The organism is Acidiphilium sp. PA, assembly GCF_026191915.1.
In the GTDB taxonomy this organism is placed as follows: Bacteria; Pseudomonadota; Alphaproteobacteria; order Acetobacterales; family Acetobacteraceae; genus Acidiphilium.
Map to the genome: position 1 here is coordinate 88889 of NZ_JAIMBY010000013.1, position 8602 is coordinate 97490.

Consider the following 8602-nt stretch of genomic DNA (forward strand, 5'->3'; position numbering starts at 1 on the left):
GATCAACAGCGAAAGTAACGTCGTTCGATGCGTTTTCAGCTCAATTTGCCCCCATATTGCCGTGGCAGTGTTTGAATTTCCTGCCAGACCCGCATGGACACGGGGCGTTTCGGGGCGTGGCCGCCCAGGTTTCCGGGCTCGCCGGGTCAACCGCTTCGTGCTGGACATTCGTGACCGGCATTGGTGTGACGTCGCTGACGCGCGGCTGGCTGGCGAGGGCTACGTCGCGCCCGTATCCGGCGAAGCTTTCATGCTGCTCGTGCATCTCGGACGGATCGAAGATCGGCGTGTCCGTCGCGGGATCGGTTCCCAGTTCGACATGGGCCAGGGCGGTCGAGACCTGTTCCTTCAGATTTTCCAGCATGACCGAGAATAATGCGAAGGCTTCTGCCTTGTATTCGTTCAGCGGATCGCGTTGGCCGTAGGCCCTGAGCCCAATCCCCTGGCGGAGATGGTCGAGTGCGAGCAGATGTTCCTTCCACAAATGGTCGAGTGTCTGCAGAAGGATCGATTTTTCGAGAAATTGCATGAACTCGGGACCGAAACTCGCCGCCTTCGCGGCCATGTGCGCATCGACCGCGTCAGTGATCCGGTCACGCAGATGGGTTTCGTCGATCCCTTCCTCGGCGGCCCAGTCCACGATGGGCAGGGTCAGGCCGAAGATCCGTTCGACGTCCGCCGTCAGCTCGGCGCTTTCCCACTGCTCGGCATAGGCTTTCGTCGGGATTCGCCGTTCGACGATCTCGGCAATTGTATCGGCCCGCATGTCCTGGATCACATCGCTAACCGAGTCGGCGCGCATGAATTCCCGCCGTTGCGCATAGACCTCCTTGCGCTGGTTGTTCATCACGTCGTCGTATTTCAGCAGGTTCTTGCGGGTGTCGAAATTCCGCGCCTCGACCTTTTTCTGGGCCTTTTCAAGCGCCTTGTTGATCCAGGGGTGTATGATGGCTTCGCCGTCTTTCAGGCCGAGTTTCTGCAGCATCGGACCCATGCGGTCGGAGCCGAAAATGCGCATCAGATCGTCGTCCAGCGAGAGAAAGAAGCGTGATGCGCCAGGATCGCCCTGGCGGCCGGCTCGACCGCGCAGCTGATTGTCGACCCTGCGGCTCTCGTGACGTTCGGTACCGATCACGAACAGACCGCCGGCGGCCTTCACCACATCGTGCGCGGCTTCGATTTCGGCGCGGATCTCGGCTTCGCGCGCGGCGTGATCGGCGGGATCCAGATGGGCGAGTTCGGTCTTGAGGCGTGATTCGAGATTGCCGCCGAGTTTGATGTCCGTCCCGCGGCCGGCCATGTTCGTGGCGATCGTGACGGCCCCCGGGGCGCCGGCATCGGCGACGATGCTCGCCTCCTGTTCATGAAAGCGCGCGTTGAGAACCGAGTGCGCGACGCCCATTTTGGTCAGGAGGTTGGAAATGACCTCGGATTTTTCGATCGACGTGGTGCCGACCAGGACCGGCTGGTTGCGGGCGCGGCATTCATCGATCAGGTTTGCGACGGCCTGGTATTTCTCGCCTTCGCTCCGGTAAACCTCGTCGTCGCTATCCTTGCGCAAGACCGGTACGTTGGTGGGGATCTCGACCACGAGGAGTTTATAGATCTCCTCGAATTCATCGGCCTCGGTCAGGGCCGTGCCGGTCATGCCGGAGAGTTTCGGGTACAGGCGGAAATAGTTCTGAAACGTGATCGAGGCGAGGGTCTGATTTTCCCGCTCGACGGTCACGTGTTCCTTGGCTTCCAGCGCCTGGTGCAACCCGTCCGAATACCGGCGGCCATCCATCATGCGGCCGGTGAACTCATCGATGATGATGACCTGACCGTTCTTGACGATGTAGTCGACGTCGCGTGTGAACAGTGTATGGGCGCGCAGACTCTGCTGGACATGGTGCACCAGCGAGATGTTGAACACGTCGTAGAGATTGCCTTCGGTCAGCAGACCGGCCTCGGCGAGCATTTTTTCGACGCGTTCGGTGCCCGCTTCCGTGAGATTGACGGTTTTGAATTTCTCGTCCTTGTCGAAATTGGACGGGTCCTCCGCCAGGATTTTTACGACCACGTCGACCTGGGCGTATAGTTCGGTCGGTTCATCCGACGGCCCGGAAATGATCAGCGGTGTGCGCGCCTCATCGATCAGGATGCTGTCCACCTCATCGACGATGGCATAGTTGAAATCACGCTGGACCATATCGGCCAGGGCGTATTTCATGTTGTCGCGCAGGTAGTCGAAGCCGAATTCGTTGTTCGTGCCGTAGGTGATGTCGGCGGCGTAGGCGGCGCGGCGCTCGTCGTCTTCGATATTGGGTATGATGACACCGACGGACAGGCCGAGAAAATTATAGAGGCGTCCCATCCACTCCGCGTCGCGTCGTGCCAGATAGTCGTTGACGGTGACGACATGGACGCCTTTGCCGGTCAATGCGTTCAGATAGACGGGCAGGGTGGCGACCAGGGTTTTGCCCTCGCCGGTCTTCATCTCGGCGATCTTGCCGTCATGCAGCACCATGCCGCCGATCAACTGAACGTCGAAATGGCGCATGCCGAGAACACGCCTGGCACCTTCCCGGCAGACCGCGAAGGCTTCCGGCAGCAGATCATTCAAGCTCTCGCCGGCTTCGAGCCGGGCGCGGAAGAGTGCGGTCTTTCCCTTGAGGGCATCATCATCGAGCGCAGCAAGCTCGGGTTCGAGCGCGTTGATGCTGTCGATCCTGCGGCGGTAGGCCTTCAGTGACCGGTCGTTGGTGGTCCCGATAAGGGCGCGGGCAATGCTTGCAAACATGATGAGACGGGTTTCCGGTCTATGCGCTGGTCGTGTGACCGCCGCACGACACCATCTGGCGCCGAGCGTGCGGCCAATGCACTGACATAGGAGGGCGGGCCAATCTGGTCAATGAACGGATATGGGCACGCCGTGACGACAGCGCCCCGTCTTGCCCGCAGGCGTCGCATCGGCCATGGTGCGGCGCAAATGCAACGGGGTCAAGCAGAATGAAACAATCTTCTCTTCTCAATTCGATCGGCATGGTCGGTGCTGCCGCCTTGGCGCTGGCGGTTTGCGCCAACGGCGCGATGGCGGCGACGGGTGACGCGGCGCCGGCATCAGCGTCGACCGCGGGAAAAGCGGCGCCCAAAAATCCTGTGGTGGCCACTGTGAACGGGTATAAGATCCATCTGTCGGACCTGGCCCAAGCGGCGCAGTCGCTTCCCCCGCAGTTGCAGCAGGCTCCGCCGCAGGAACTGTACCCCGTTCTGCTGAACCGACTGGTCGATGAGCGCGCCCTGCTCGTGAAGGCGCGGCAGTCCGGCACGGCGAAAAAACCGGCAGTGGCGAAGGCGATGCATGAGGCGGCCGATCGGGCGCTCGAGTCGGCCTATCTCCGCGCCGAGGTGAAGCCCGAACTCACCGACGCGGCCGTCAAAGCCTATTACGAAAAACATTACGTCGGGAAAAAACAGCCCGAAGAGGTCAAGGCGCGGCAGATCCTGGTCAAGACCAAGGCCGAGGCTGAGAAGATCATCGGTCAGCTCGACAAGGGCGCGAAATTCAGTGAATTGGCGATCAAGGACAGCATCGACCCCGGCGCCAAAAATGGCGGCGAACTCGGTTGGTTCACCAAAGACGAGATGGTGAAGCCCTTTGCCGATGCAGCGTTTGCGTTGAAGCCGGGGACTTACACCAAGGTGCCGGTGCAGTCGCAATTCGGCTGGCACATCATCAAATCGCAGGGCAAGCGCGAGAAGCCGGCGCCCACGTTTGCTGATGTCAAAGACAAAATTCGCCAGACCTTAACCGATCAGGCCATCACGAAGGCGCTGCAATCGGCGCGGACCGGCTTGAAAATCGCGCTGTTCAACCCGGATGGCTCGCCCGCCAAGGCGCCCGATGCCGCCGCACCGGCGGCCGCGCCGTCGAAGAACTGAGGGGTTCGCTTGGCTGAAAAACTGGCGGTATCGCCGCTCGCATTGCCCTTGCCGGAACTGCCGGCGGTCGCAGGCGTCCGGTTCGCCACGGCTGCCGCGGGCATTCGCTATCGCGGACGTACCGATGTCCTGTTGGCCGAATTTGCACCGGGCACCACGGTCGCTGGCGTCTTTACCCGCAATAAATGTCCCGGCGCGCCGGTTACCTGGTGCCGGAATATTCTGCCGCGCGGTTTGGCGCGCGGCCTGTTGGTTAATGCCGGCAACGCGAATGTGTTCAATGGTGCTGCGGGTAATGCCGCCGCTAGGGCAAGCGCGGTCGCGGCGGCTCGTGCCCTGAAATGCGCGCCCGAGGAGATTTTTCTGGCCTCGACCGGGGTGATCGGTGAGCCAATGCCGGCGGAAAAGATCGTCTCCGTCACCGACAGTCTCGCGGCTGGCCTGTCCGCTGATGGCTGGCTGGCAGCGGCCAGCGCGATCATGACGACCGATACGTTTCCGAAGGCCGCGACACGGACCACGACGCTAGGGGGCAGGTCGGTCCGGATCACGGGCATTGCCAAAGGGAGCGGCATGGTCGCGCCTGACATGGCGACGATGCTGGCCTTTATCGTGACTGACGCGGCGATTCCGGCGGCGATGCTGCAGACGATCCTGCGTCAGGCGATTGAACCTACGTTCAACTCCATCACTGTCGATTCAGACACCTCGACCTCCGACACAGTCCTGATGTTTGCCACCGGTGCGGCAGGCAATGCGCCGGTCGCCCGTATCGATGAGTTGAGAGCCTTCCGGTCTGCTCTGCTCGGGGTTTTGCATGATCTCGCCCAGATGGTGATCCGGGACGGCGAGGGGGCCCGCAAGCTGATCGAAATTACGGTTACCGGTGCCGCGTCGCGGCGCTCGGCCCGGCGCATTGGCCTGGCGATCGCCAATTCACCCCTGGTGAAAACCGCGGTTGCCGGGGAAGACGCGAACTGGGGAAGGATCGTCATGGCGGTCGGCAAGGCTGGAGAACCCGCCGAGCGCGATCGATTGGCGGTGGCGATCGGCGGCGTCTGGATGGCGCGTGAGGGGCGGGTCGTCGATGGCTATCAGGAAGCCCCGGTTGTCGCCCATATGAGCGGCTTGGAGATCAAGATAGCCGTCGATCTTGGGATAGGCCGCGGCAGCGCAGTCGTCTGGGGTTGCGACCTGACGCACCGCTATATCGACATCAATGGTAGTTATCGCAGCTGACTGAATAGAGTAGCGATATTATCACGAACTCGTGATGGTAGGCGGTGACGTTGGCTCATCCAAACGAGTTCGAGCGCCGTATCACCATCACAAGGCCTCAAGCCAGCGGCCGTGAACAGGAGATATGCTATGAAACTCAAGCACTTATTGGTCGGCGCCGCCCTTGCTGCCGGGCTGGGCGGTGTGGCTGCCGCCGCCATTACGAACGATACAGTCATGGTCGGCGGAGCGCCGATGTACCCCACCAAGAATATTGTACAAAATGCCGTAAATTCAAAGGATAACACGACATTGATCGCCGCGGTGAAGGCCGCTGGTCTAGTGACGGCGCTCGAGGCGAAAGGCCCTTTTACCGTATTCGCGCCGACCAACGAGGCGTTCGACATGCTCCCCAAAGGGACGGTTGCGACCCTCCTGAAGCCGGCGAACAAGAAAATGCTGACGTCGATCCTGCTATATCATGTTGTACCGGGTGATTTTACGTTCGGAACGCTGGCGGCTGACATCCAGGGTCATGGCGGTATGGTCAAGCTGAAGACCCTCAACGGCGCATATCTGACGTTTAAAATGAATGGTCCACGAAATATCGAAGTGATGGATGCGAAGGGCGATACCGCCAACATCATCATTTACAACGTCAAACAATCCAATGGTGTGATTCAGGTGATCAATCGAGTTCTGATGCCGTAACATCAGGATTGATCACTGAACGGCGCGGGATCCCCCACCCCCGCAGCCACACTGGAACCAGCGATCAATTAGGGTCGCTGGTTCTTTTTATGATGCGTTGCTAAGCGCTCGCACGCTTGAACGCTGGCCGCGCTTGGCCCAGAACGGTTCACCAACGACGTGGGGGGAGATGGCTGTGGAATTGGCTGGAAAAATTGCTTTGGTGACCGGCTCGACGAGTGGCATCGGGCTCGGTATCGCACGGGAACTGGCCAGGGCTGGAGCCACGATCGTGCTGAACGGATTCGGCGATCCGAGCGCGATCGAAGCGACGCGGTCAGACATCGCCGCGGAGTTTGGCGTGACCGTTGCGTTCGAAGCCGCTGATCTGACCAAACCGGTTGAGATCGATCTGATGATCCGCCAGTGCGAGGCGGCGTTTGGTTCCGTGGATATTCTGGTGAATAATGCAGGGATTCAGCACGTCGCATCCATTGAGACTTTTCCGACCGAAAAATGGGACGCGGTGATCGCGCTGAACCTCTCCGCCGTGTTCCATGGTATGAAGGCGGTGTTGCCGGGCATGAAGCGGTGCGGCTGGGGGCGGATCATAAACATCGCCTCAGCGCATGGTCTCGTTGCCAGCCCAAACAAGATTGCCTATGTGGCAGCAAAGCACGGCGTGGTGGGAGCCACCAAGGTTGCGGCAATCGAATGCGCCAATGCGGGCGTTACCGTGAACGCGATCTGCCCGGGCTGGGTGCTGACACCGCTTGTCCAAGCGCAGATCGAGGCGCGTGCCGCGGCGAATGGTACGTCCGTCGCTGCCGAATCGGCCGCCCTTCTGGCCGAGAAACAACCGATGCTGGCCTTCACGACGCCCGAAAAAATCGGCCAGTTCGCTGTGTTCCTGTGCTCCGAGGCGGGATCGACCATGACCGGTGCTGCGTTGTCCGTCGATGGGGGCTGGGTTGCACAATAATCCGAAAGAGACAGCGCGCATCGTCTCATCGCTGCAGCGGGCCGCGGCGTTGAAACTGACCCTGGCGGAAGACCCGTACCCCCTTATTGCGGTCGTCGAAGCATGCGATACGGCGATCCGGGCGGGGAACAAGCTGCTTTTCTGTGGCAACGGGGGGTCGGCTTCGGACTCACAGCACCTTGCCACCGAATTGCTGATCAGGCTCCGCGGATCGGTCGCACGCAACTCGTGGCCGGCGATCTCTCTCACCCTCGATGCTTCGGCACTGACCGCAGCAGGCAATGACTTCGGGTTCGACGAAGTGTTCGCCCGACCATTGTCAGGCTTGGGTAAAACCGGCGACGTCCTGTTCGGCATCACGACCTCCGGCCGTTCTCCCTCGGTGGTACGCGCGCTCCAGGTCGGACGTGAAATGGGTATTACCACTGTGGGCTTGTTGGGCGGGGATGGGGGCGTGGCACGGGCGTTCTGTGATCACGCAATCGTCGTCCCGGACTTTGATACAATGCGGATCCAAGAGTGCCATATCTCGCTCGGTCATATTATTCTGGAACTGCTCGAAGACCGTTTGATTGGCGCAGATCGATGAAGTTCCTCGTCACCGGCGTGGCAGGCTTTATAGGATATCATATCGCACAAGCATTGCTCGCGCGGGGGCAGACCGTGGCGGGTGTTGATAATGTCAATTCTTATTATGATGTCCGTCTGAAACGAGCGCGTGTGGCGCGCCTGAATGCAGAGCGACTGTTTTCATTTCATGAAATCGATATCGCGGATCACGCTGCGCTTCGCGAGGCATCGCTGGATGCTGAGGTGATTATCCATCTGGCCGCGCAGGCGGGCGTCCGCTATTCGATCGACAATCCGTTCGCCTATGCGGCATCGAACTTGACGGGCCATCTGTCGATCCTCGAAGCGGCGCGTCACGCCCCGCGACTGACGCATCTGGTGTATGCGAGTTCTTCGTCCGTGTATGGTGCGGGGTCATCCTTGCCCTACAGCGAGTCGGCCAGGGCCGACCGACCGCAATCGCTTTACGCCGCGACCAAGCGTGCGGACGAAATGATGAGTGTCGCATACGCGCATCTTTATGGATTGCGGCAGACGGGCTTGCGGTTCTTCACCGTTTACGGCCCCTGGGGTCGGCCCGACATGGCGTATTTCAGTTTTGCTGAAGCCATGATGGCGGGACGCCCGATCACGCTCTACGAGGGGGGGCGTCTCAAACGCGACTTCACATTCATCGACGATATTGTGGACGGCGTCCTGGGTGTCGTCGATTGTCCGCCGGCACATGAAGGCGCGCATCGATTATATAATATCGGAAACAACCGCGCTGAAACCGTATTCGATCTGGTCGCGATTCTGGAGGCGGAGCTCGACCGTCGAGCGGTCATAATTGACACGCCGCGACCGCCGGCAGATCCCGTGGAGACCTGCGCGGACCTCGAAGCGTTGACGACGCTGACCGGTTTCGTGCCCAAAGTGACGCTAAATCAGGGTGTTCCACGTTTTGTCGCCTGGTATCGCGATTGGTATGCGCAAAGGGGGTTGACGGGATAATATCGCTGTAATACATCAGTCACATCGGCGGTGACGTCTTATGTCTCTGCTGGACGGTAAAATGTTCGGCGGGACCATAGGTCCCGTCGTTTTGTTCTTTGAGGTTTGTGAATAGGCTAGGAAGGGATACGTTGGTGGCGTTTGGCTGCTGGTTGTATTTTTGGGTCTGAGATGGCCTGGGGGTATGATTGGTGGTGATTGCTATGTCTGGGTTTAGGTCTGGGT

At 60.1% G+C, this 8602-nt stretch carries 8 protein-coding genes; 6 read left to right on the plus strand and 2 right to left on the minus strand.

What is annotated here, in order from left to right; all coding sequences use genetic code 11:
• Positions 1–40: 40 nt before the first annotated feature.
• Positions 41–2782 carry a preprotein translocase subunit SecA gene (gene secA / locus AruPA_RS15015; protein WP_265637547.1) on the minus strand — a complete coding sequence of 914 codons (2742 nt, stop codon included), beginning with the start codon at positions 2780–2782 and terminating at the stop codon, positions 41–43.
• Between the two features lie 209 nt (positions 2783–2991).
• On the opposite strand from secA, the gene AruPA_RS15020 reads away from it, so the two are divergent.
• The 6 genes from AruPA_RS15020 (at position 2992) to AruPA_RS15045 (ending at position 8377) form a co-directional block, all read left to right on the plus strand.
• Positions 2992–3924 (plus strand): peptidylprolyl isomerase, encoded by a 933-nt coding sequence (locus AruPA_RS15020; protein ID WP_265637548.1) that lies wholly within the window; start codon positions 2992–2994, stop codon positions 3922–3924.
• Between the two features lie 9 nt (positions 3925–3933).
• Positions 3934–5163 (plus strand): bifunctional glutamate N-acetyltransferase/amino-acid acetyltransferase ArgJ, encoded by a 1230-nt coding sequence (gene argJ / locus AruPA_RS15025; protein ID WP_265637549.1) that lies wholly within the window; start codon positions 3934–3936, stop codon positions 5161–5163.
• A gap of 129 nt (positions 5164–5292) precedes the next feature.
• Complete coding sequence (locus tag AruPA_RS15030; RefSeq protein WP_265637550.1) at positions 5293–5853, plus strand: fasciclin domain-containing protein; 561 nt, start codon at positions 5293–5295, stop codon at positions 5851–5853.
• Between the two features lie 169 nt (positions 5854–6022).
• Complete coding sequence (locus AruPA_RS15035; RefSeq protein WP_322784406.1) at positions 6023–6814, plus strand: 3-hydroxybutyrate dehydrogenase; 792 nt, start codon at positions 6023–6025, stop codon at positions 6812–6814.
• Positions 6804–7403: an SIS domain-containing protein gene (locus tag AruPA_RS15040; protein WP_265637551.1), complete on the plus strand. Its 600-nt coding sequence runs from the start codon at positions 6804–6806 to the stop codon at positions 7401–7403. The genes AruPA_RS15035 and AruPA_RS15040 overlap by 11 nt, the downstream gene beginning before the upstream one ends.
• A complete protein-coding gene (locus AruPA_RS15045; protein WP_265637559.1) occupies positions 7400–8377 on the plus strand; it encodes an NAD-dependent epimerase/dehydratase family protein in 978 nt (325 codons plus the stop codon). The genes AruPA_RS15040 and AruPA_RS15045 overlap by 4 nt, the downstream gene beginning before the upstream one ends.
• A gap of 19 nt (positions 8378–8396) precedes the next feature.
• Here AruPA_RS15045 and AruPA_RS15050 read toward each other — a convergent pair.
• A partial coding sequence (locus tag AruPA_RS15050; protein WP_265637552.1) for a hypothetical protein occupies positions 8397–8602 on the minus strand: 206 nt, incomplete at its 5' end.

Excerpts from the sequence above, each read along its gene's own strand:
- secA (WP_265637547.1), bottom strand. The coding sequence starts at position 2,782 with ATGTTTGCAAGCATTGCCCGCGCCCTTATCGGGACCACCAACGACCGG.
- AruPA_RS15020 (WP_265637548.1), top strand. The coding sequence starts at position 2,992 with ATGAAACAATCTTCTCTTCTCAATTCGATCGGCATGGTCGGTGCTGCC.
- AruPA_RS15030 (WP_265637550.1), top strand. The coding sequence starts at position 5,293 with ATGAAACTCAAGCACTTATTGGTCGGCGCCGCCCTTGCTGCCGGGCTG.
- AruPA_RS15035 (WP_322784406.1), top strand. The coding sequence starts at position 6,023 with ATGGCTGTGGAATTGGCTGGAAAAATTGCTTTGGTGACCGGCTCGACG.
- AruPA_RS15045 (WP_265637559.1), top strand. The coding sequence starts at position 7,400 with ATGAAGTTCCTCGTCACCGGCGTGGCAGGCTTTATAGGATATCATATC.